This window comes from Lentibacter algarum, from assembly GCF_040580765.1.
GTDB classification, from domain to species: domain Bacteria; phylum Pseudomonadota; class Alphaproteobacteria; order Rhodobacterales; family Rhodobacteraceae; genus Lentibacter; species Lentibacter algarum.
Genome location: NZ_CP158687.1, coordinates 1,020,730 through 1,040,311 on the forward strand (window position 1 = coordinate 1,020,730; position 19,582 = coordinate 1,040,311).

Genomic DNA, 19,582 nt, shown 5'->3' on the forward strand with positions numbered 1-19,582 from the left:
CGATGAAAGAGATGCCCGAGACAGGACAGTTTGACTATGGCGTGCGCGACCCAGTGACGGGCGAGCGCTGGGTCTATGTCAGCCGCAAGATGGCGCAAGCGCATCCGAAGGGACAGCTGGGGGCCGTGCTTTATGTGATTGTGCTCTATCTTGTCGCTGTGGCGGGGCTGCGCTTTTATGAGTTTACCCAGTTTGGCTATGCGCCGTTCTATTTGCTTTCGTCGCTTGTGCCGATGCTCGGTGCGCTGGGACTTTACTTTCGCGTGCCGTTTGCGGTTGCGCTGATTGTGCTTTTGTTCGGCATATCTGGTTACCAGCTCGTGACAGGCATTGGCAGCCTGAACGCCTTGGGGCTGGTGCAGCTTTTGGCGTCAGGGGCGATTGCCGTTTATCTTGTCACAAGCGCACGCGCCAATTTGATTTACCGTCACCGCTACCGCAGCTTTAAGGGGCCAGAATGAAAACTCTACAAGAGATTATCGATGCAAACCCCGAGGCGGAGACCTTCCGTTTTGGTGACAGCAAAAAGCTATGCGACAGTATTCTCGCTCTGATCCGCAGCGGCAAGAAGACAGCCACCTGCGAGGCGCTGCTTGTCTATGGCAAGGGCGGCGACGAAATGCCCGAAGTGGGGCGGCGCGATGTGGCGCTTGAATGGGACGGGCGGCCTGCTGTGATGCTGGAGACTGTTGAGGTCACGACCCGCCGCTTTGGCGATATGGACGAAGACTTTGTCGCGGCTCAGGGCGAGTTTCGCGATTTGGAACATTGGCGGCAGGGCTATGAGGCCTACTTTCGCCGCAACGGAGGGTTTGACCCTGAGATGGAGCTGATGTGCGAGCGGTTCCGCGTTGTTGAAGATTTTGGAGGACACGATGTTTGAGAAGATTCTGATAGCGAACCGAGGCGAGATTGCTTGCCGTGTGATTGAGAGCGCAAGGGCGCTGGGGGTGCGCACGGTTGCGGTCTATTCGGACGCGGATAGTGCGAGCAAGCATGTCGCACTGGCCGATGAGGCGGTATATATCGGCGGCTCTGCCCCAGCCGAAAGCTATTTGCGCGGCGATGTGCTGATTGGTGTGGCCAAAGAGACGGGCGCTCAGGCAATCCATCCTGGATATGGTTTTTTGAGTGAGAACCCCGATTTTGTAGAAGCTGTTGAGGCGGCGGGGCTTGTGTTTATTGGGCCGTCGGCCAGCGCGATCAAGGCCATGGGCCTCAAGGACGCGGCCAAGGCGCTGATGCATGAGGCAGGTGTGCCTGTTGTGCCGGGCTATCATGGCAAAAACCAAGACCCAGAGCATCTTGCAGGTGCTGCGGATGATATCGGCTATCCTGTGCTGATCAAGGCTGTGGCGGGCGGCGGCGGCAAGGGGATGCGCCTTGTTGAGACGCCGAGTGCCTTTATGGATGCGCTGGAGAGCGCGAAGGGCGAGGCCAAGACAGCTTTTGGCAACGAAGATGTCCTTATTGAGAAGTTTGTAACCCAGCCACGCCACATCGAAGTTCAGGTGTTTGGCGATGGCGAAAAAGCCGTGCATCTCTTTGAGCGGGACTGCTCTCTGCAGCGTCGTCATCAGAAAGTGATTGAAGAAGCGCCCGCGCCAGGGATGACTGCCGAGATGCGTGCTGCGATGGGCGATGCGGCTGTGAAAGCCGCTGAGGCGATCGGCTATAAGGGCGCAGGGACCGTTGAGTTTATCGTTGACGGCTCGCGCGGGCTACGTGCCGATGGGTTCTGGTTTATGGAGATGAACACGCGACTTCAGGTTGAGCACCCTGTGACCGAAGCGATCACGGGTGTTGATCTGGTGGAGTGGCAGTTGCGGGTGGCGTCGGGTGAGGGCTTGCCCAAGCGCCAAGACGAGCTGAGCATTACGGGGCACGCCTTTGAAAGCCGCCTCTATGCGGAGGATGTTCCCAAGGGCTTTTTGCCCGCCACGGGAACGCTTGCGCATCTGGCCTTCCCTGAAGGCGCGCGGGCCGACAGTGGCGTGCGCACGAGCGACACCATTAGCCCGTTTTATGACCCGATGATTGCCAAGATCATCACCCACGGGCCGAGCCGTGCCGTTGCACTGAAGCGCATGGCGCGGGCGCTTGCGGAGACGCAAGTGGCGGGGACGGTGACAAACTTGAGTTTCCTTGGTGCGCTTTGTGCGCATGAGGGTTTTGCGGCGGGCGATGTGGACACGGGGCTGATTGGCCGCGATCTGGACAGCCTTGTGCAAGCCCCTTTGCCAAGTGATGAGGAGCGCGCGTTGGCGGCTTTGGTGGCGCTTGGGCTTACGGGCGCAGGCTGGCCGACTGGCTTTCATCTTTGGTCCGCGATGAAGCGGCAGGTGCGCCTGAGCTTTAAAGATGAAGCCTTTGACGTCGTTGTAGAAAGTCTGAACGAAGCGGCACATGATGTGAGCTTTGGCGACACCCGTGTTGAGGCGCGGTGTGTTGGAGGGCGTTGGCGGCTCAATGGGCAGCTGGCGCCTGATGCGATGCTCAAGGACGGCAAGGCCTATGTCTTTGCGCAGTATGGCCTTTCCTTTGATGTGATCGATCCTTTGGAGCGCGCGGCGTCTGTCGGTGCTGGCGCAGCCCTTATTGAGGCGCCGATGCCTGGGCTTGTGAAGGCTGTCTTTACCCGAGCAGGTGAGCCTGTGAAAGCGGGCGATAGGCTCGCGATTTTGGAAGCCATGAAGATGGAGCACTCGCTTCTGGCGGCGCGCGACGGGATTGTGGCGGAAGTGCTCTGTGAGGCTGGAGCCCAAGTGGAGGCAGGGGCTGCCCTTATTCGGCTGGAAGAGGAAGACGCGGAGGCGGCGGCATGATCACGCTCCACCACGTTCCTCAAAGTCGCTCGATGCGCGTGCTTTGGTTGTTGCATGAACTGGAAGTGCCTGATTTTCAGGTGCAGGTGCAGGTGCATCCGTTTGACCGCGGCCTGCGTTCACCTGAATTTCTCACGCTGAGCCCTGCGGGGCGCGTGCCGGCGATGGAGATCGAAGGGGAGCGGATGTTTGAGAGTGGCGCGATGATTGAATATCTTTGCGAGCGCTTTCCAGAGCGTAATCTGGGCCGCGAGCCAAGCAACCCTGATCGTATGGCGTGGCTGACATGGTTGCATTTTGCCGAGACGGTAACGGTTCATGCCGCAGCACTGACGCAGCAGCATATTATGCTGTACGAAGACTATATGCGTTCGCCCTATATCATGCAGCTTGAGGCGAAGCGGCTGGCGAAGTGTTATGAGGCGATCGAAGCGCGGCTGTCTACGCCTGTGGAGAACCGTGACTACCTGCTAACATCCGGGTTTTCGGCTGTTGATATTGCTGTCGGGCAGGCAGTCTATGTTGGCAGGCATTTCGTGAAGACTGACGACTACCCTGAGCTTTCAGCTTGGTATGAGCGGATCACCGAGCGCTCGAGTTTTGCGGCGACCATGGCTGTCGGAGAACAGAAGCTTTACACAGAGGCGTTTTATGCGCCGTGGCCCTTCCCTGAGCGGAGCGAGACATGAGCGGATATGTCGAAATTTTTGAGGTCGGCCCGAGGGACGGTTTGCAGAATGAAAAGCGCCAAATCCCGACCGCGGAGAAAATTGCGCTGGTGAACTGTCTGTCTGAGGCGGGTTTCAAGCGGATTGAGATTGCAAGTTTTGTGAGCCCCAAATGGGTGCCGCAGATGGCGGACAGCGCTGATGTTTTGGCGGGAATCATGCGCGCGGAAGGCGTTTCTTATGCAGCGCTGACACCGAACTTGCGCGGCTTTGAAGGCGCGTTGGCGGCGAAGGCAGATGAGATTGCCATTTTCGGATCGGCGTCAGAAGGATTTTCAAAGGCCAATATCAACGCAACCGTTGCCGAAAGTCTTGAGCGCTTTGCACCAGTGGCTGAGGCCGCTAAGGCGGTAGGGCTGCCAATGCGGGGGTATATTTCTTGTGTGACGGATTGCCCCTATGACGGGGCGACAGCGCCCGAAGCTGTGGCACGCGTTGCCAAGGCCCTGCACGAGATGGGCTGCTATGAGATCAGCCTTGGCGACACAATCGGGCAGGCGCGTCCCGAGACAATCGATGCGATGCTGGCGGCTGTGCTTGAAGAGATGCCTGCAAGTGAGCTTGCGGGGCATTATCACGACACGAGCGGGCGCGCGCTCAGCAACATTGAAGCCTCACTGGCGCGCGGTGTCAGGGTGTTTGACGCGGCTGTAGGTGGGCTTGGTGGCTGTCCCTATGCCCCTGGTGCTGCGGGCAATGTTGCGACAGAGGCTGTGCATGACAGACTTGTTGAGCTTGGATATGAAACCGGGCTGGACCGTGCGGTCTTGATCCGTGCCGCAGATATGGCGCGCGCGATGCGCAAGGAGCAGGATAATGTATAACACGATCGAGATTGAAACAGATGCGCGCGGTGTGGCCACGCTCTGGCTTGCGCGTGAAGACAAACACAACGCGCTGAGCGCCGAGATGATCCGAGAGTTGACAGGGGCAGCGAAAGCACTTGGCAAGGATGATGGGGTGCGCGTGGTTGTATTGGCCGCAAAGGGCAAGAGCTTTTGCGCGGGTGGCGATCTGCGCTGGATGCAAGACCAGATGGCGGCGGATGCCCAGACGCGGCGTGAGGGAGCGCGTGAGCTTGCGATGATGCTGAATGCACTCAATGAGTTGCCCAAGCCCTTGATTGCACGAGTACAGGGCAATGCCTTCGGCGGTGGGATCGGCATGATGTCTGTCGCTGATGTTGCGCTTGGCGTGCCCGAGGCAAAATTTGGCCTGACCGAAGTGAAGCTTGGACTGATTCCTGCCACGATCAGCCCTTATGTTCTCGCTCGGATGGGAGAAGATAAAGCGCGGCGTGTGTTTATGTCGGCGAGATTGTTTGGGGCAGAGGAGGCGCGCGAGCTGAATCTGCTGGCAAGGGTTGTCGAGGCAGACTCACTTGACGCTGCCGTGGATGCAGAAGTCCTACCGTATCTGGCGGCAGCGCCAAAAGCCGTGGCTGCGTCAAAAGCGCTCGCGCGCAGTCTTGGACCTGCGATTACGCCGGCAATTATCGAGGCGACAATTGATCGTCTGGTTGAGACTTGGGAAGGCGAAGAAGCGCGTGAAGGGATTGCAGCGTTTTTTGAAAAGCGCCGCGCACCTTGGGTGCTTTGAGGCCAGAGGCTATGGTCTGTTTGGCCTTGTGAGCCTTGTGGCCTTAAAAATTTAGGTCAAAACTTCTTCTGTTTGGCGCGCCTTGTGCCGTGCTGAGCGCAGCGCGTGTGGTCCCATATTGGCCTTAATCTTTCAGTGAGGGAGAGGGAGGGAGCAGCGCAACAGAGCGCTCACTTTGGGGCTTTCACCGCAACATATAGATTTTAGTGAATGTAATGCTCTGTCGGTTGACCCTGACATGGGGCGGGAGTAAACCCATTTGCAATGAAAAGCTGCCACACCTATGCGCGAATGTGCGCATGAAAGGAGCCTCACGTGGAAGAGATGCTGCGGGAATACCTCCCTATTCTGATCTTACTTGTTATTGCCATCGGCTTAGGCCTTGTTTTGATCCTTGCTGCCCTCATTCTTGCAGTGCGCAACCCTGACCCCGAAAAGGTCTCGGCTTATGAATGCGGCTTCAACGCATTTGATGATGCCCGGATGAAATTTGACGTGCGGTTTTATCTCGTGTCGATTCTCTTCATCATTTTCGATCTGGAAATTGCGATGCTCTTTCCTTGGGCTGTTGCTTTCAAAGATATCAGCATGGTTGGCTTCTGGTCGATGATGGTTTTCCTCGGTGTGCTGACAGCTGGCTTTGCTTACGAATGGAAGAAGGGGGCGCTCGAATGGTCATGACCTCAACGGGCATCCAAACGGGCCTCAATACGGCTGGTGTGGACAAAGAAACTTCGACGCAGGCTTTGAACGCCGAGTTGCAAGATAAGGGCTTTTTGCTGACGTCAGCGGAAGACCTGATCAACTGGGCGCGCACGGGCTCGCTGCACTGGATGACCTTTGGTCTTGCGTGCTGTGCTGTCGAAATGATGCACACCTCGATGCCGCGTTATGATGCGGAGCGCTTCGGGATTGCGCCGCGCGCCAGCCCGCGCCAGTCAGATGTGATGATCGTGGCGGGGACGCTGACCAATAAGATGGCCCCCGCGCTGCGCAAGGTTTATGACCAGATGCCAGAGCCGCGCTATGTGATTTCAATGGGATCTTGTGCGAATGGCGGTGGCTATTACCACTACAGCTATTCTGTGGTGCGTGGGTGTGATCGGATTGTGCCCGTGGATATTTATGTCCCAGGCTGCCCTCCGACGGCGGAAGCACTTCTTTACGGGATCATGCAGCTGGCGCGTAAAATCCGCCGCACAGGAACGATTGCGCGCTAAGCGCAGGCGAGAGGAAGAGATATATGAGCGAAGAGCTGCGAGAGCTGGGCGCGTTGATCGAGGCCAAACGGCCAGATTGTGTGCTGGGTTGGGATGTGAGCTTTGGTGAGCTAAGCGTGGATGTGGCCCCTGCGAATATTGCGGGGCTTGTCGACTTTTTGAAGACTGACAACGCTTGCAAGTTTTCGACCTTGGTTGACCTGACGGCTGTAGACTATCCCGAGCGCCCCAAGCGGTTTGAGGTTGTCTATCACTTCCTGAGCATGTTTCAGAACCACCGTATTCGCTTGAAAATGGCGATCCGTGAGGATGAGATCGTGCCGTCGATCACAGAGGTGCACCCAAGCGCGAACTGGTTTGAGCGTGAAGTCTTTGACATGTTTGGCATTCTCTTCAGCGGTCACCCAGACCTGCGCCGCATCCTGACAGACTACGGTTTTCGTGGCTATCCGCTTCGTAAGGATTTTCCGACAACAGGCTATGTTGAGCTGCGCTATGACGAGGCGCAAAAGCGCGTTGTTTATGAGCCAGTTAAGCTGGTGCAGGAGTATCGGCAGTTTGACTTCATGAGCCCGTGGGAGGGCGCGAACTACATCCTTCCAGGTGATGAAAAAGGCGAGGGCGCGAAATGATGGACGGCACGAGCTTTGATGACGCCCAGACGGGCGAGCAGAAAATTCGCAACTTTAACCTGAACTTTGGTCCGCAGCACCCTGCTGCGCACGGCGTTTTGCGTCTTGTTCTGGAGCTTGACGGTGAGATTGTTGAGCGGTGTGATCCGCATATCGGGCTGCTGCACCGTGGCACGGAAAAGCTCATGGAGAGCCGGACCTATTTGCAAAACCTGCCGTACTTTGACCGCCTTGATTATGTCGGCACGATGAACCAAGAGCATGCTTGGTGCTTGGCGATTGAAAAGCTGACAGGTGTGGAAGTGCCGCGCCGTGCGAGCCTTATTCGCGTGCTGTATTGCGAGATCGGCCGCATTCTGAACCACTTGCTCAACGTGACAACGCAAGCGCTTGACGTGGGAGCGCTCACGCCGCCTGTTTGGGGCTTTGAAGAGCGCGAAAAGCTGATGGTCTTTTACGAGCGGGCCTGTGGTGCGCGTTTGCACGCGGCTTATTTCCGTCCTGGCGGTGTCCACCAAGACCTGCCGCCTGATTTGATTGACGATATCGAAGAGTGGGCCATCGGCTTTCCGAAGTTTCTGGAAGACCTTGGTGGCTTGCTGACCGAGAACCGCATTTTCAAACAGCGCAATGTCGAGATCGGTGTGATCACCGAGCAGGACGTTCTGGATTGGGCGATGTCGGGCGTTATGGCGCGCTCTGTTGGTATGGCGTGGGATTTGCGCCGCGCGCAGCCCTACGAATGCTATGATGAATTCGAATTCCAGATTCCTGTGGGCAAGAACGGCGACTGCTATGACCGTTACTTGATGCGCATGGAAGAAATGCGCCAGTCGGCACACATCATGATTCAGGCGTGCCACAAGCTTCGGGCGCCTGACGGGCAGGGCGACATTCTTGCGCGGGGTAAGCTTACGCCGCCCAAGCGCGCTGAGATGAAAACGTCGATGGAAGCGCTCATTCACCACTTTAAACTCTACACCGAGGGCTTCCATGTGCCCGAAGGCGAGACCTATGTCTGTGTTGAAGCACCGAAGGGCGAATTTGGCGTCTATCTGGTGTCTGATGGTTCCAATAAGCCTTACCGTAGTAAAATCCGCGCTCCGGGATATCTGCATTTGCAGGCCATGGACCATATCGCGCGGGGCTATCAGCTTGCTGATGTTGCTGCGATCATCGGGACTATGGATGTTGTGTTTGGGGAGATCGACAGGTGAGCCTGTCGGTTGTTAAGCTACTAAAGAAAGAGAAGAACTGATGCTTCGTCGTCTTTATCATGATCAGCCAGAGAGCTTTGCTTTCACGCCTGCAAACCAACAGTGGGCCGAGGCGCAGATCACAAAATACCCCGAAGGCCGCCAAGCGAGTGCGGTTATTCCGCTGTTGTGGCGTGCGCAGGAGCAAGAGGGCTGGGTGACTCGTCCGATCATTGAGACAGTTGCCAACATGCTGGGGATGGCGCAAATCCGCGTGCTCGAGGTGGCCTCTTTTTACTTTATGTTCCAACTGCAACCTGTTGGTTCTGTTGCGCATATTCAGGTTTGCGGAACATTGTCCTGCATGATTTGCGGCGCGGAAGATTTGATTGCCGTGTGCAAAGAGAAAATCGCTGCTAAGCCACATCAGCTTTCAGAGGATGGGTGCTTTTCTTGGGAAGAAGTCGAGTGCTTGGGTGCGTGTTCCAATGCGCCGATGGCTCAAATCGGCAAGGATTATTACGAAGACCTTACAGCTGAAGGCTTGGGCAAGATCATTGACGAGCTTGCTGCGGGGCGCGTGCCTGTGCCTGGTCCGCAAAACGGACGTTACGCGGCTGAGCCTTTGTCTGGGCTGACATCTCTCGTCGAACATGACAGCGGCAAGACACAGTATAATGCGAGTGCGCAGCTTGCTGTGGATCTCGGTGAGACAGTGAAGCGGATTGACGGGACAGAGGTTCCGATCTTGACGCCATGGCTTGACCGCACAGATAAATCGGCTGGAAAGGCGAAAGGGACCAAAGCGGCAGCAAAGTCTGCGGCGAAGGTTAAGGCGCCGGCCAAATCGGTTGCCGCCACGAAGCCAGCAGCAAAGGCCAAGGCCTCTGCCAAGCCAGCGGCGCAAACTGGCGCTGTGGCAGAGAAAAAGCCACGCACCATGACAGCACCGCGTAAAGCGGGCGCGGACAATTTGAAGCTTATCAGCGGTGTCGGGCCAAAGCTCGAACAAACGTTGAATGAACTCGGCTTCTGGCATTTTGACCAGATTGCGAAATGGACGGGTGACGAGATCGCTTGGGTGGACAGCCGCCTCAAGTTTAAAGGCCGCATCGAGCGCGATGACTGGATGGCGCAAGCCAGCATTCTTGCGGCGGGTGGTGAAACTGAATTTTCCAAGAAGAGTAAAAAATAATAGTGCAATGCCGAATGGTTCCGGCAAGGGGGAAGTGAAATGAAACATACGTCAGGTTTGGGTTTTTGTGGTTGGGTTTGTTGGCTGATTGGGCTTGTTGCGGGCATCGCTGCCTTTGCGATGAGCCAAGCGGCTGTCGGCTCAATTGCTGCGTTGATGGTTGGCCTTGCGGTCGGCATATTTGCTGGTCTGGTTCTTAGCACGCTGTTCTGTAAGAGCGCGCCACACGATGCTGCTGTCGCTTCGGACACATCCAGCGCCAAAGTTGCTGCGGCGACCGCCGGAGCAGCTGTTGCGACTGGGGCAGTGGCCTCATCAGCGAAAGCAGACGACGGAAGCGCTGCCGCGCGGGCTGCGGACGAGAAGCGTACAGCTGAAGCGAAGGCAGCGACGACGGGGACGGCTGCCACCGCCTCTGCCTCAACGCCTGCCACTTTTGTAAGTGATGCATCTGCCCCGAAAGCGAAAGCCAAGGCCTCCGCTGCCAAACCCGCCGTGAAAAGCACAGCTGCGAAAGCCAAGGGCAAAGCCGCAGCGACCAAGACTGCCGCTAAAACGGGCGGTGCGAAGGCGAGCACGACAACGAAAGCGGCGGCCAAGCCTGCTGTTAAAACAGCTGAAAAGCCGGCAGCAGCAAAGTCTGCGTCAAAACCTGCCACAAAGAAGGCTTCAGACGCGAAGGCCCCAGCGAAGGGCACCGCCGCTAAGCCAGCCACTGCAAAAGCGGCGGCAGCCAAGCCTGCTGCTAAGCCCGCAGCAAAGAAAACGACTGCTGCAGTGAAAGCAACAACAGCGAAGCCTGCGACCAAAGCCAAGGCGGCTCCAAAGGCTGCAGCGAAAGCGGCTTCCAAGACGGCTTCCAAGACGGCAGCCAAGCCTGCGGCCAAAGCAACTGCAAAAGCAGCAGCGAAGCCTGCTGGCGAGAAAAAGCCACGTACGCTGAGCGCGCCTCGCAAGTCTGGCGCGGACGATTTGAAGCTTATCAGTGGTGTTGGTCCCAAGCTTGAGAAAACTCTCAATGACATGGGCTTCTGGCACTTTGATCAGGTCGAAAAATGGGGCAAGGCCGAGATCGAATGGGTCGACAGCCGCCTGCGATTTAAAGGCCGCATCGAACGCGACGATTGGATGGCGCAAGCCAAGATCCTCGCGGCGGGCGGTGAGACCGAGTTTTCTAAGAAGAACAAGAAAGCTTGATAGGACATGGCTGTGAGCAGTGATCAGGATCAAAAGCAGGCACGGGCAGGGCGGGTTGTTTCACTCGTTATCGCTGGTGCAATGGTTTTGTGGCTTGCTGCTCAATGGCTGGGGCCTCAACTGGGGCTTCCGGGGCGCTACGCGCTCTTGATAGATTTTGCGGCGATTGGCGCGCTCGTTTGGGCGCTGGTTGTCACGTTGCAGCTCTGGCGTAAGCGCCAGGACAAAGAGGGTTAAGGCATGCTCAAAGATCAGGACCGTATCTTTACCAATATCTACGGAATGCACGAGCGCACCTTGCGCGGCGCGCAGGCGCGTGGACATTGGGACGGGACCGACAAGCTTATCGGCAAAGGCCGTGACTGGATCATCGACGAGATGAAAGCCAGCGGCTTGCGCGGGCGCGGCGGTGCGGGTTTCCCAACGGGTCTGAAGTGGAGCTTCATGCCCAAAGAGAGCGACGGTCGTCCTTCTTATTTGGTCGTGAACGCGGATGAATCTGAGCCAGGTACATGTAAAGACCGTGAAATCATGCGCCATGATCCGCATACGCTGATTGAGGGCTGCCTGATTGCGAGCTTCGCGATGCAAGCCCATGCCTGCTACATTTATATTCGCGGTGAATACATCCGCGAAAAGGAAGCGCTTCAGGCGGCTATCGACGAGGCATATGACGCAGGTCTTGTTGGCAAGAATGCGTGTGGCAGCGGGTGGGATTTTGACATCTATTTGCACCATGGTGCAGGCGCTTATATCTGCGGTGAAGAAACCGCGCTTCTGGAGAGCCTTGAAGGCAAGAAGGGCATGCCTCGTATGAAGCCGCCGTTCCCAGCGGGGGCGGGTCTTTATGGCTGCCCAACGACGGTTAACAACGTTGAGAGTATTGCTGTCGTTCCGACGATCCTGCGCCGCGGCGCGAGCTGGTTCTCAAGCTTTGGTCGCCAAAACAACGCCGGAACGAAGCTTTTTGCCATCTCTGGCCACGTGAACAACCCTTGTGTTGTTGAAGAAGAAATGAGCATCAGCTTTGAAGAGCTGATTGAGAAGCATTGCGGCGGTATACGCGGCGGTTGGAACAACCTTCAGGCCGTTATTCCTGGTGGTTCGTCGGTGCCTTGTGTGCGCGGTGAGCACATGAAAGACGCGATCATGGATTTCGATTATCTGCGTGGTGAGCTGGGCTCGGGCCTTGGCACAGCGGCTGTGATCGTGATGGATAATTCAGTCGACATGATCAAAGCGATCTGGCGCTTGGCTAAGTTTTACAAGCATGAAAGCTGCGGGCAGTGCACGCCTTGTCGTGAAGGCACAGGCTGGATGATGCGCGTGATGGAGCGGCTTGTTGAAGGCAATGCGAGCATGGAAGAGATCGACATGCTGTGGGATGTGACCAAGCAGGTCGAAGGCCATACCATTTGCGCGCTTGGTGATGCGGCGGCTTGGCCTATTCAGGGGCTTATCAAGAATTTCCGTGGAGAAATTGAAGACCGTATCAGAGCCCAAGCTTCGGGCAAGACATTGGCAGCGGAGTAACCATGCACCTCGCAGAGCTCAATATTGGCCGTTTGAATGCCCCAGTGGATGATCCACGGGTGCATGATTTCATGGCCAATCTTGACCGTGTGAACGGAATGGGCAAACGCATGCCCGGCTTTGTGTGGATGATGGAAGGCTCGGGCGAGCCGGGAACAGGCAATACCGAGAACAGTATTGGCGACGATCCTCAGTTTGTGGCGAACCTGACGGTGTGGGAAGATGCGGATAGTTTACGCAACTTTGTTTGGAACACGGTTCACAAGCAGTTTTATGAGCGTCGCGCAGAGTGGTTTGAGCTTTTGGGCGAGCAGCATTTTGTAATGTGGCATGTGGCCGATGGCCATAAGCCGACGCTTGAAGAAGCGCTGGCGCGGCTTGAGCACCTAAAGGCGCAGGGCGATAGCGACTTTGCCTTTGGCTGGGACGCCCTTGAAGGTGCGGCTGAGTGGCATGCAAAGCAATGCGGGGTAGCGGCATAATGAAAGACGTGAACACGCCTTCGATCCGCGACACCCTTGGGCTTGAGGATGCTTTCGCGACCTATGTGTTTGATGAAAGCCGTGTCGATCTCTCTGGCTGGAACTCGACACATGCGTTTTTTCGCGCACTCCTAGAAGAGTTTAAGCCAAAGCTTATACTTGAGCTCGGCGTTTGGAAGGGAATGTCCTCTCTTCATATGGCGGTACAGTCCAAGAAGCTTGGGCTTGGAACAGAGATTGTTGCGATTGATACTTGGCTTGGGTCTTCGGCGCATCTGTCCTCAAAAGGGCGGCGAGCCGAGTTGAGCCCGCGCAACGGATATCCGACGCTCTATGAGACATTTCTGGCGAATGTTCACTCCAAGGGAATGCAAGATGTGATCATCCCGCTTCCTATGGATGGGAACTCTGCAGCGTATGCTTTGAAGCGGCTCGGCGTTAAGGCTGATATGATCCATATCGATGCGAGCCACGAATATGATGCTTGTCTCAATGATTTCCGTAACTATTGGGATCTGTTGGCAGATGACGGCGTGTTGCTTTGTGATGACTATGGCATTTGGGCGGAGGTGAGCCGCGCTGTTTGTCAATTTGCGGCCGAAGTTAACCGCCCAGTTTGGACGAGCATGGCCAAAGCGATCATTTGCAAAGATCCGAGTGTTGGCTTTGATTTGACGCTGACCAAGCGTAGAAAGATTAAGGTGCTCTGATGCGGAACCGTGTAGCAAAAATCAGTTTGTGTGTCCTGCTCGGCCTATCACTTGCTGCTTGCGAACGCGCCAAAGGCGTTGTCTCTGGTCAAGGTGGCTACGCGTATGAAGGGTATGTCTTCAAAGGCAAGTTGCAGCGGGACAGTGATGACCGTGCGAACTTCTCGGTAACTGTACGCGGTGCGAGCCGTGGTGTGCAGGGGGCTTTGGAAGCGGGTCGAATTGCAGCCAATCGTTACTGTATCGCGCAATACGGTAATTCAGACATCACATGGACAGGGCAGAGCCCTGACTCTGACCCTGAGACTGTTGAGCTGCTTGACGGCGGCACGCTGGCCATGAACGGGCGCTGCAAAACATGGTGAGACTGGTTGACCATATCGCTACGGACACCGCTCTGTCAGAGGCAGCGCGTGGATGTTATTGCGTAGCAGCCTTGGACGGGACCATTTCTGAAGGGAAGGGGCATGGTGTGTCTGTGCCCTCGAGCCTCCAGAAAAGGAATGATCATATGTGGACGAGTAAAACTGTTTTGGTAAGCGCTGTTTTGGCAGGGAGCGTTTTGGCTGGAACGATGGCTGTGGCCAAACCTGCCTTGCGCGATGTCAAAGAGATTGACGATCAGATGTTGAACGTGGGCATTGCGCTCGTGATTTCTGAAAAGTGCGATAGCATCGTAGAGCGCAAGCTCAAGGGGCTTTCGTTTCTTTGGGATTTGAAAACGCGCGCCAATGCCCTCGGGTATAGCGACAATGAGATTAACGCTTATCGCAAGAGTGACGCTGAAAAGGCGCGTCTTAGAGCGGCAGGCGAAGACTATGTAAAATCAAAAGGGTTGAACCCGAAAGTAGCTGCTGATTTGTGCAAGCTTGGCAATGCCGAGATTGAAAATGGCAGCACGATCGGAAGCCTGCTGAGAGCGAAGTGAGACGACATGAGCGATTTACGCAAGATCATCATTGATGAAAAAGAGGTAGAAGTTGACGGCGCGATGACGTTGATTCAAGCCTGTGAAGAAGCCGGCGTTGAAGTGCCACGCTTTTGCTATCACGAGCGCCTCAGCATCGCGGGCAACTGCCGCATGTGTCTTGTGGAAGTTGTCGGCGGTCCGCCAAAGCCTGCGGCCTCTTGCGCTATGCAGGTGCGTGATTTGCGCCCTGGCCCTGAGGGGCAACCACCTGTTGTGAAGACAAATTCGCCGATGGTCAAAAAGGCCCGTGAAGGTGTGATGGAATTCTTGCTGATCAACCATCCGCTTGATTGCCCGATTTGTGACCAAGGCGGCGAGTGTGATTTGCAGGACCAAGCTATGGCCTATGGCGTGGATTTCTCGCGCTTCCGCGAGCCAAAGCGTGCCTCGGACGATCTGGACCTTGGTCCGCTGGTTGAAACTCACATGACTCGCTGCATTTCTTGCACACGCTGTGTACGGTTCACCACAGAGGTGGCTGGGATCACACAGATGGGCCAGACGGGCCGCGGCGAAGACAGCGAAATCACTGCCTATTTGGGTGAGACGCTCGACAGCAACTTGCAGGGCAATATCATTGACCTTTGCCCTGTGGGCGCACTTGTGAGCAAGCCGTATGCCTTTACGGCGCGGCCTTGGGAGCTCACCAAGACCGAGACCATTGATGTGATGGATGCGCTTGGTTCCTCTATTCGTGTGGATACGAAAGGCCGCGAAGTGATGCGGATCGTTCCGCGCAACCATGATGGTGTGAACGAAGAGTGGATTTCAGACAAAACCCGTTTTGTATGGGACGGTCTGCGCCGCCAGCGCTTGGATACGCCCTATATTCGCGAAAACGGCAAGCTGCGTCCTGCTAGCTGGGGCGAGGCCTTGGGCCTTGCGGGCGAAAAAATCAAAGGCGCGAGTAAAGTAGCCGGTCTTGTTGGAGATCTTGCGTCTGTGGAAGCCGCCTTTGCGCTGAAGCAGCTTGTTGAAGGGCTGGGCGGAAACGTCGAATGCCGCACGGACGGTGCAAAGCTGCCTGCTGGCAATCGCTCGGGATATGTTGGCACGGCCAGCATTGAAGACATCGATACCGCGCAGATGATCCAACTGATTGGAACAAACCCGCGTGAGGAAGCGCCTGTGCTTAATGCGCGTATTCGCCGTGCTTGGGCGCGTGGTGCCGATGTGGGGCTGATCGGCCAAGCCGTTGATCTGACTTATGAGTACGAACATATGGGCGATGATCGCGCAGCGCTTGAAAAGGCGCTTGGCGGCAAGTTCAAAGAGGTCCTTGAGGTTGAGAGCCTTGTGATTATTGGCCAAGGCGCCATCCGTGAAGCAGATGGGGCGGCGGTTTTGGCTGCTGCGATGCAGCTTGCCGAGGCAACAGGATCAAAACTTCTCGTGCTGCACACGGCGGCGAGCCGTGTGGGAGCCATGGATATCAACGCAGTGACCGAAGGCGGCCTTGCGGCAGCCACTGAGGGCGCGGATGTGATCTATAACCTTGGTTGTGATGAGGTTGATATTCAGGCAGGGGCCTTTGTGATCTACCAGGGTAGCCATGGCGACCGCGGCGCACATCGTGCTGACGTCATTTTGCCTGGGGCTGCCTACACGGAAGAGCAGGGCTTGTTTGTGAATACGGAAGGCCGACCGCAGCTCGCTTTGCGCGCAGGCTTTGCGCCTGGTGAAGCTAAGGAAAATTGGGCGATCTTGCGCGCGCTTTCGGCTGAAGCGGGTGCGACACAACCTTGGGATAGTCTTGTACAGTTGCGTCAGGCGCTTGTTTCAGAAGTTCCGCACCTTGCACAGATTGATGAGGTTCTCGAGAACAACTGGACAGCTGAGCCAGCGGGTAAGCTCGGCAATGCGAGCTTCAAGAATGCGATCTCAGATTTCTATTTGACCAACCCGATTGCGCGCGCTTCCGAGCTTATGGCCGAATTGAGTGCAGGTGTTAAGGCGCGCGGCGTGCAGAAAGTGGCGGCCGAGTGACGAACTTTTCACGCATAACTCTGGGTGCAGCCTCTTTGGCCGTGCTGGGCGCTTGCGAGGCTCCTCGCGAGGCGGTGAGCCGTGCTGCGCCCGCGGATGCGATGCGTGTATTGGGATACAAGGGCATTGAGACTCGTCTTCTGGATGGGGATTTGGTGCAATTTGTGGTGACGATGGATGGTGAGGCGATGCCTGACGATGTGCGCCGTTACACAGAATGTGCGGCTGCGCAGTACTCGCTGATCCGAGGATACGGATTTGCGCGCCATCTGCGCACAAATGTTGAGATTAAGGGTGGCCAGTGGCGCGGAGATGCGGTTTACACGATCTCGGCGGCGCTGCCACGTGGTTTGAAAACGATTGACGCGGAAGTCATTGTTCATAACTGCATTGAAGACAAGATACCGATGGTGTGAGGGGCTGATGGCTGAATTCTTTACGAACACGAATCTGGGGATTTTCCTGCTTATTGTGGGGCAATGCCTGCTGATTATCGTGCCGCTTCTCGTCGCGCTGGCGTTTTTGCTGTATTTTGACCGCAAGGTCTGGGCTGCTGTGCAAATGCGCCGTGGTCCAAACGTGGTTGGCGTATTTGGTTTGTTCCAGAGCTTCGCGGATTTCATTAAATATGCGGTGAAAGAGATTATTGTGCCAGCAGGCGCTGATAAATTTGTCTTTTTCCTCGCGCCCCTTGTTAGCTTTGTGCTGGCAATGGCGGCTTGGGCTGTGATTCCGTTTAACGACGGGTGGGTCTTGGCCAATATCAACGTCGCTGTGCTTTATATCTTCGCCTTCTCGTCGCTGGAAGTTTATGGCGTGATCATGGGCGGGTGGGCGTCAAACTCAAAGTATCCCTTCCTCGGCTCTTTGCGCTCTGCGGCGCAGATGATTTCTTACGAAGTGTCGCTTGGTCTTATCATTATTGGCATCATTATCTCGGCGGGTTCTCTGAACCTGAGCGACATTGTGAATGCGCAAGCAGGTGAGTACGGTATCTTTAGCTGGTTCTGGATCCCTCACTTCCCGATGCTGTTTCTCTTCTTGATTTCGGCGATGGCCGAGACAAACCGCCCACCCTTTGACCTTCCCGAAGCGGAATCAGAGCTGGTTGCTGGTTATCAGGTTGAGTACTCCTCGACACCGTTCCTGCTCTTTATGATCGGCGAGTATGTCGCGATTGTTCTGATGTGCGCGCTTGTCTCGCTGTTCTTCTTCGGCGGTTGGCTGTCACCGATCCCAGGCTTGCCCGATGGTATCATGTGGATGTTTGGGAAAATGTTCCTTGTCTTCTTCATCTTTGCGATGGTGAAGGCGATTACACCGCGCTACCGCTATGACCAACTGATGCGCATTGGTTGGAAAGTGTTTCTGCCGATGTCTCTTTTCTGGGTTGTTTTCGTGGCCTTTGCGGCAAAATTTGACTGGTTCTGGGGCACGTTCGCGCGCTGGAGCGTAGGAGGATAATATGGCGAATATCGACTATAAACGCGCGGTTGGTTACTTCTTCTTGTCTGACTTCATGACGGGTATGAAGCTTGGCCTGAAGTATTTCTTCGCACCCAAAGCGACATTGAATTACCCACACGAGAAGGGGCCACTTTCGCCTCGTTTCCGTGGCGAACACGCGCTGCGCCGCTATCCAAACGGCGAAGAACGCTGCATTGCCTGTAAGCTTTGTGAAGCGATCTGTCCGGCGCAGGCGATTACAATTGATGCGGAGCCGCGCGATGATGGTTCGCGCCGCACCACGCGTTACGATATCGATATGACCAAGTGTATTTACTGTGGTTTCTGCCAAGAGGCATGCCCTGTGGATGCAATTGTTGAAGGGCCAAACTTTGAGTTTGCCACCGAGACCCGTGAGGAGCTTTTTTACGACAAGACCAAGCTTCTTGAGAACGGTGATCGTTGGGAGGCTGAGATTGCCCGCAACCTCGAGCTGGATGCACCCTACCGATGACCAAAACACCCTTCGAAATGATGATGGATCAAGCGAACGAGATGGCGAAAGCCATGGCGCCTGCGCTTGAGACGTTTTCGCCCAAAGGGTTTGAGGCAATGTGGCCGACCATGTCCAAAGAGATGATGGAAGCTACATTCGGAAAGGGGCTGAACGAAAACGGGCTTGACGCCAAGACCCGTCTTCTCCTCACGCTTGCAGGGCTGACCATGCAAGGTGCGCAGGGTGAGGCCCAGATCAGACTGACAGTGCGCCACCTCAATGAGGCGGGAGCAACCGACGAAGAAATAGCCGAAACCATCGCCATGATGGCGATGTTTGCGGGACTTCCTGCCATGACGCGGGCGATGGAAATTGCCAAAGACGTGATGGACAAACACGAGGACGACGAAACATGACCGTAGTGACCTTTGCTTTCTACCTCTTCGCGATAGGCGTGCTTGCGGGCGGGCTTTTCACTGTGTTGAGCCGCAACCCTGTGCACTCAGTGCTCTGGCTTATCCTTGCGTTCATGAGCGCGGCGGGTCTGTTCGTTTTGCTTGGGGCCGAATTTATCGCGATGCTGCTGATGATCGTTTATGTCGGCGCGGTTGCGGTTCTGTTCCTCTTCGTTGTGATGATGCTTGATGTCGATTTTGCCGAGCTCAAGGCTGGCATGGCGCAGTATATGCCGATTGCTCTGGCGATCGGGATTGTGCTTCTGATGTCGCTCGGCCTTGCTTATGGCGATTGGCAGATGGCTGAGGGGGCCGAGGCGGCCCGTGTGGCTGTGACGCCTGAAGGGACTCAAAACACAGCGGCACTTGGGCTCCTGCTTTATGACCAGTATTTCCTCATCTTCCAGCTCGCAGGTCTGATCCTGCTGGTGGCAATGATCGGGGCGATTGTATTGACACTGCGCCATCGTGACGGCGTGAAGCGCCAGAACGTTCTGGAGCAAATGTGGCGTGATCCAAAAGACGCGATGGAACTGAAAGACGTAAAACCGGGGCAGGGGCTTTAAGCCTTTCGCTTTGAGAACAATAAAGAACCGAGGGACGACATGATCGGACTTGAACATTATCTGACGGTGGCAGCAGTGCTGTTTGTCATCGGCATTTTCGGGCTTTTCCTAAACAGGAAGAACATCATCATTTTGCTGATGTCGATCGAGCTCATCCTTCTATCGGTGAATATCAATTTCGTCGCCTTTTCGTCCTACATGGGCGATATGGCGGGGCAGGTATTCACGCTGTTTATCTTGACTGTGGCCGCAGCTGAGGCCGCGATTGGCCTCGCAATCCTTGTGGTGTTCTTCCGCAACCGTGGCACGATTGACGTTGAAGACGTCAACGTGATGAAGGGATAAG

Annotated in this window: 25 protein-coding genes; all 25 read left to right on the forward strand. The window is 55.8% G+C overall.

What is annotated here, in order from left to right; all coding sequences use genetic code 11:
• The first annotated feature begins 2 nt into the window (after positions 1–2).
• The 25 genes from DSM117340_RS04860 (at position 3) to nuoK (ending at position 19,581) form a co-directional block, all read left to right on the forward strand.
• Positions 3–461 (forward strand): hypothetical protein, encoded by a 459-nt coding sequence (locus DSM117340_RS04860; RefSeq protein WP_089888316.1) that lies wholly within the window; start codon positions 3–5, stop codon positions 459–461.
• Positions 458–883: an ASCH domain-containing protein gene (locus tag DSM117340_RS04865; protein WP_089888318.1), complete on the forward strand. Its 426-nt coding sequence runs from the start codon at positions 458–460 to the stop codon at positions 881–883. Before DSM117340_RS04860 ends, DSM117340_RS04865 begins: the two co-directional genes overlap by 4 nt.
• On the forward strand, positions 876–2,825 hold the full coding sequence (locus DSM117340_RS04870) for an acetyl/propionyl/methylcrotonyl-CoA carboxylase subunit alpha (RefSeq protein WP_089888319.1): 1,950 nt from the start codon (positions 876–878) through the stop codon (positions 2,823–2,825). Before DSM117340_RS04865 ends, DSM117340_RS04870 begins: the two co-directional genes overlap by 8 nt.
• Entirely contained in the window at positions 2,822–3,514 is a 693-nt protein-coding gene (locus tag DSM117340_RS04875; protein WP_282058239.1) for a glutathione S-transferase family protein, read from the forward strand. Before DSM117340_RS04870 ends, DSM117340_RS04875 begins: the two co-directional genes overlap by 4 nt.
• A complete protein-coding gene (locus tag DSM117340_RS04880; protein ID WP_089888322.1) occupies positions 3,511–4,377 on the forward strand; it encodes a hydroxymethylglutaryl-CoA lyase in 867 nt (288 codons plus the stop codon). Before DSM117340_RS04875 ends, DSM117340_RS04880 begins: the two co-directional genes overlap by 4 nt.
• On the forward strand, positions 4,370–5,152 hold the full coding sequence (locus DSM117340_RS04885; protein WP_089888324.1) for a crotonase/enoyl-CoA hydratase family protein: 783 nt from the start codon (positions 4,370–4,372) through the stop codon (positions 5,150–5,152). Before DSM117340_RS04880 ends, DSM117340_RS04885 begins: the two co-directional genes overlap by 8 nt.
• 315 nt (positions 5,153–5,467) lie before the next feature.
• Positions 5,468–5,833, forward strand: a complete 366-nt coding sequence (locus DSM117340_RS04890; protein WP_089888326.1) for an NADH-quinone oxidoreductase subunit A — start codon at positions 5,468–5,470, stop codon at positions 5,831–5,833.
• Positions 5,830–6,372, forward strand: coding sequence for an NADH-quinone oxidoreductase subunit B (locus DSM117340_RS04895; RefSeq protein ID WP_089889025.1), 543 nt, complete (start codon positions 5,830–5,832; stop codon positions 6,370–6,372). The genes DSM117340_RS04890 and DSM117340_RS04895 overlap by 4 nt, the downstream gene beginning before the upstream one ends.
• Before the next feature lie 23 nt (positions 6,373–6,395).
• A complete protein-coding gene (locus DSM117340_RS04900) occupies positions 6,396–7,004 on the forward strand; it encodes an NADH-quinone oxidoreductase subunit C (RefSeq protein WP_089888327.1) in 609 nt (202 codons plus the stop codon).
• Positions 7,004–8,221 carry an NADH-quinone oxidoreductase subunit D gene (locus DSM117340_RS04905; protein ID WP_177170640.1) on the forward strand — a complete coding sequence of 406 codons (1,218 nt, stop codon included), beginning with the start codon at positions 7,004–7,006 and terminating at the stop codon, positions 8,219–8,221. Before DSM117340_RS04900 ends, DSM117340_RS04905 begins: the two co-directional genes overlap by 1 nt.
• A 40-nt stretch (positions 8,222–8,261) precedes the next feature.
• A complete protein-coding gene (locus tag DSM117340_RS04910) occupies positions 8,262–9,395 on the forward strand; it encodes an NADH-quinone oxidoreductase subunit E (RefSeq protein WP_089888330.1) in 1,134 nt (377 codons plus the stop codon).
• Positions 9,396–9,434: 39 nt separating this feature from the next.
• On the forward strand, positions 9,435–10,592 hold the full coding sequence (locus DSM117340_RS04915; protein WP_271437078.1) for a hypothetical protein: 1,158 nt from the start codon (positions 9,435–9,437) through the stop codon (positions 10,590–10,592).
• A 6-nt stretch (positions 10,593–10,598) separates the two neighbouring features.
• Positions 10,599–10,829, forward strand: coding sequence for a DUF5337 domain-containing protein (locus DSM117340_RS04920; RefSeq protein ID WP_089888332.1), 231 nt, complete (start codon positions 10,599–10,601; stop codon positions 10,827–10,829).
• 3 nt (positions 10,830–10,832) lie between these two features.
• A complete protein-coding gene (gene nuoF, locus DSM117340_RS04925; RefSeq protein WP_089888334.1) occupies positions 10,833–12,125 on the forward strand; it encodes an NADH-quinone oxidoreductase subunit NuoF in 1,293 nt (430 codons plus the stop codon).
• Between the two features lie 2 nt (positions 12,126–12,127).
• Positions 12,128–12,607 (forward strand): DUF3291 domain-containing protein, encoded by a 480-nt coding sequence (locus DSM117340_RS04930; RefSeq protein ID WP_089888335.1) that lies wholly within the window; start codon positions 12,128–12,130, stop codon positions 12,605–12,607.
• Positions 12,607–13,317, forward strand: coding sequence for a class I SAM-dependent methyltransferase (locus DSM117340_RS04935; RefSeq protein ID WP_177170623.1), 711 nt, complete (start codon positions 12,607–12,609; stop codon positions 13,315–13,317). The genes DSM117340_RS04930 and DSM117340_RS04935 overlap by 1 nt, the downstream gene beginning before the upstream one ends.
• Positions 13,317–13,682, forward strand: a complete 366-nt coding sequence (locus tag DSM117340_RS04940; protein WP_089888338.1) for a hypothetical protein — start codon at positions 13,317–13,319, stop codon at positions 13,680–13,682. The genes DSM117340_RS04935 and DSM117340_RS04940 overlap by 1 nt, the downstream gene beginning before the upstream one ends.
• Positions 13,683–13,828: 146 nt before the next feature.
• Positions 13,829–14,245: a DUF5333 domain-containing protein gene (locus tag DSM117340_RS04945; protein WP_089888339.1), complete on the forward strand. Its 417-nt coding sequence runs from the start codon at positions 13,829–13,831 to the stop codon at positions 14,243–14,245.
• 6 nt (positions 14,246–14,251) lie between these two features.
• Positions 14,252–16,273 carry an NADH-quinone oxidoreductase subunit NuoG gene (gene nuoG / locus DSM117340_RS04950; RefSeq protein ID WP_089888341.1) on the forward strand — a complete coding sequence of 674 codons (2,022 nt, stop codon included), beginning with the start codon at positions 14,252–14,254 and terminating at the stop codon, positions 16,271–16,273.
• A 101-nt stretch (positions 16,274–16,374) separates the two neighbouring features.
• Entirely contained in the window at positions 16,375–16,689 is a 315-nt protein-coding gene (locus DSM117340_RS04955) for a hypothetical protein (RefSeq protein WP_245724382.1), read from the forward strand.
• A 7-nt stretch (positions 16,690–16,696) separates the two neighbouring features.
• A complete protein-coding gene (gene nuoH, locus DSM117340_RS04960; RefSeq protein WP_271437077.1) occupies positions 16,697–17,737 on the forward strand; it encodes an NADH-quinone oxidoreductase subunit NuoH in 1,041 nt (346 codons plus the stop codon).
• A gap of 1 nt (position 17,738) precedes the next feature.
• Complete coding sequence (gene nuoI, locus DSM117340_RS04965; RefSeq protein ID WP_089888345.1) at positions 17,739–18,233, forward strand: NADH-quinone oxidoreductase subunit NuoI; 495 nt, start codon at positions 17,739–17,741, stop codon at positions 18,231–18,233.
• Entirely contained in the window at positions 18,230–18,631 is a 402-nt protein-coding gene (locus DSM117340_RS04970; RefSeq protein WP_089888346.1) for a carboxymuconolactone decarboxylase family protein, read from the forward strand. The genes nuoI and DSM117340_RS04970 overlap by 4 nt, the downstream gene beginning before the upstream one ends.
• Entirely contained in the window at positions 18,628–19,236 is a 609-nt protein-coding gene (locus tag DSM117340_RS04975) for an NADH-quinone oxidoreductase subunit J (protein ID WP_089888348.1), read from the forward strand. Before DSM117340_RS04970 ends, DSM117340_RS04975 begins: the two co-directional genes overlap by 4 nt.
• Before the next feature lie 39 nt (positions 19,237–19,275).
• Positions 19,276–19,581, forward strand: coding sequence for an NADH-quinone oxidoreductase subunit NuoK (gene nuoK / locus DSM117340_RS04980; RefSeq protein ID WP_089888349.1), 306 nt, complete (start codon positions 19,276–19,278; stop codon positions 19,579–19,581).
• Position 19,582: the final 1 nt, after the last annotated feature.

Bases quoted from the DNA above. Each gene is read 5' to 3' on its own strand.
- DSM117340_RS04860 (WP_089888316.1), top strand. From the start codon at position 3: ATGAAAGAGATGCCCGAGACAGGACAGTTTGACTATGGCGTGCGCGAC.
- DSM117340_RS04865 (WP_089888318.1), top strand. From the start codon at position 458: ATGAAAACTCTACAAGAGATTATCGATGCAAACCCCGAGGCGGAGACC.
- DSM117340_RS04870 (WP_089888319.1), top strand. From the start codon at position 876: ATGTTTGAGAAGATTCTGATAGCGAACCGAGGCGAGATTGCTTGCCGT.
- DSM117340_RS04875 (WP_282058239.1), top strand. From the start codon at position 2,822: ATGATCACGCTCCACCACGTTCCTCAAAGTCGCTCGATGCGCGTGCTT.
- DSM117340_RS04880 (WP_089888322.1), top strand. From the start codon at position 3,511: ATGAGCGGATATGTCGAAATTTTTGAGGTCGGCCCGAGGGACGGTTTG.
- DSM117340_RS04885 (WP_089888324.1), top strand. From the start codon at position 4,370: ATGTATAACACGATCGAGATTGAAACAGATGCGCGCGGTGTGGCCACG.
- DSM117340_RS04895 (WP_089889025.1), top strand. From the start codon at position 5,830: ATGACCTCAACGGGCATCCAAACGGGCCTCAATACGGCTGGTGTGGAC.
- DSM117340_RS04900 (WP_089888327.1), top strand. From the start codon at position 6,396: ATGAGCGAAGAGCTGCGAGAGCTGGGCGCGTTGATCGAGGCCAAACGG.
- DSM117340_RS04905 (WP_177170640.1), top strand. From the start codon at position 7,004: ATGGACGGCACGAGCTTTGATGACGCCCAGACGGGCGAGCAGAAAATT.
- DSM117340_RS04910 (WP_089888330.1), top strand. From the start codon at position 8,262: ATGCTTCGTCGTCTTTATCATGATCAGCCAGAGAGCTTTGCTTTCACG.
- DSM117340_RS04915 (WP_271437078.1), top strand. From the start codon at position 9,435: ATGAAACATACGTCAGGTTTGGGTTTTTGTGGTTGGGTTTGTTGGCTG.
- DSM117340_RS04920 (WP_089888332.1), top strand. From the start codon at position 10,599: ATGGCTGTGAGCAGTGATCAGGATCAAAAGCAGGCACGGGCAGGGCGG.
- nuoF (WP_089888334.1), top strand. From the start codon at position 10,833: ATGCTCAAAGATCAGGACCGTATCTTTACCAATATCTACGGAATGCAC.
- DSM117340_RS04930 (WP_089888335.1), top strand. From the start codon at position 12,128: ATGCACCTCGCAGAGCTCAATATTGGCCGTTTGAATGCCCCAGTGGAT.
- DSM117340_RS04935 (WP_177170623.1), top strand. From the start codon at position 12,607: ATGAAAGACGTGAACACGCCTTCGATCCGCGACACCCTTGGGCTTGAG.
- DSM117340_RS04940 (WP_089888338.1), top strand. From the start codon at position 13,317: ATGCGGAACCGTGTAGCAAAAATCAGTTTGTGTGTCCTGCTCGGCCTA.
- DSM117340_RS04945 (WP_089888339.1), top strand. From the start codon at position 13,829: ATGTGGACGAGTAAAACTGTTTTGGTAAGCGCTGTTTTGGCAGGGAGC.
- nuoG (WP_089888341.1), top strand. From the start codon at position 14,252: ATGAGCGATTTACGCAAGATCATCATTGATGAAAAAGAGGTAGAAGTT.
- DSM117340_RS04955 (WP_245724382.1), top strand. From the start codon at position 16,375: ATGCGTGTATTGGGATACAAGGGCATTGAGACTCGTCTTCTGGATGGG.
- nuoH (WP_271437077.1), top strand. From the start codon at position 16,697: ATGGCTGAATTCTTTACGAACACGAATCTGGGGATTTTCCTGCTTATT.
- nuoI (WP_089888345.1), top strand. From the start codon at position 17,739: ATGGCGAATATCGACTATAAACGCGCGGTTGGTTACTTCTTCTTGTCT.
- DSM117340_RS04970 (WP_089888346.1), top strand. From the start codon at position 18,230: ATGACCAAAACACCCTTCGAAATGATGATGGATCAAGCGAACGAGATG.
- DSM117340_RS04975 (WP_089888348.1), top strand. From the start codon at position 18,628: ATGACCGTAGTGACCTTTGCTTTCTACCTCTTCGCGATAGGCGTGCTT.
- nuoK (WP_089888349.1), top strand. From the start codon at position 19,276: ATGATCGGACTTGAACATTATCTGACGGTGGCAGCAGTGCTGTTTGTC.